1 protein-coding gene is annotated in these 1,114 nt (G+C 72.1%); it reads right to left on the reverse strand.

Going from position 1 to position 1,114, the window contains the following annotated elements:
- Positions 1 to 1,114 (reverse strand): 3'-5' exonuclease (locus BN4348_RS59165; RefSeq protein ID WP_328589077.1); only part of this gene is annotated, 1,114 nt, incomplete at both ends.

Below are 1,114 nucleotides of genomic sequence, written 5' to 3' on the forward strand. Positions count from 1 at the left end.
GCCAGCGCGTCATCGGCCGGCAGGTGCCGGCGCACCAGCGCCCCCACGTCCGCCAGGCCCAGCTCGCGCGCGGCTGAGCGAAGATCGCCGCCGGCCAGGGGGAACTCAAAGTCGAGCTCCCGCAACCGATCCGGCAGCCCGATCCGTCGCAGCGTCAAACCGCCGGCCAGCGGGCCCAGCGGGGTGTCGTGCATCGGCACCATCGCCTCCGCCAGCACCTCCGGCGCCACGGCGACCGGCCACCACGCCGAGTGCTTCCGGATCTGCGCCGCGAGCTCGGCGGCCAGGTCGGACGCCAACGGGTCGGCGGTCTCCAGCACGGCGTGCACCAGCGTGCCGAATTTCGCGCCCATGGGCAGGTCCGCCATCGGTGATGGTAGGTCCGGCCCGGATGGGGCGTGGCTCAACGCGATATCGGCGGCCTCGTCGTCCAGCTCGGTGACCTCGGGCTCGCTGCTCACCCCGGCGGCCGCAGAGGTCTGCGCCGCCCTGATGAGACCGGAATAGGAGGTGCGCCGCCACCCGGTGTCGATGCCGCGGTGAAAATGGCGGCTGTCGATGTCCGTCGGCGCCGGCGCCGGCCTCAGCGGCGGGGCCGCGACCACCACCGACTCCTCGATCACCGGGCCGCCCAAGGCCTCCCACTCGCGGAACCGGTCCATCGCGTCCTCGTCGGAGATCCTGGCGGGTTCACATTCGTCGGGCACCAGGGACTCGCCGGGCCGGCGGCCGCGCAGCAGCCGGGACAGGCCGCCATTGGGTTCGTAGTACGCCGGCGACCACCACGCCACCACCTGCGTCTGCGCCCTCGTCAGCGCGACATACGTCAACCGGCTGGCGTCGCCCGCATCCTCCTTGCGGCCGAGCGCTTCAACACCGGCGAAGTCGGGGCTGTCCTTGCCGCCGACATGCAGGCAGCGCGCCTGGCCGTCATGGAACAGCACGATGTCGCGTTTCTGGACGCTGCGGTTGAATGCGAACGGCAGGTACACGATCGGGTACTGCAGGCCCTTGCTCACATAGACCGTCATGATCTGCACGGCGGCCGCGTCGCTGTCCAGCCGCCGGTTGCGTTCGGGCGCGCCGCCGCGCTCGTCGCGCTGCCTGCGCAGCC

This window comes from Mycobacterium interjectum (assembly GCF_900078675.2).
In the GTDB taxonomy this organism is placed as follows: Bacteria; Actinomycetota; Actinomycetes; order Mycobacteriales; family Mycobacteriaceae; genus Mycobacterium; species Mycobacterium interjectum.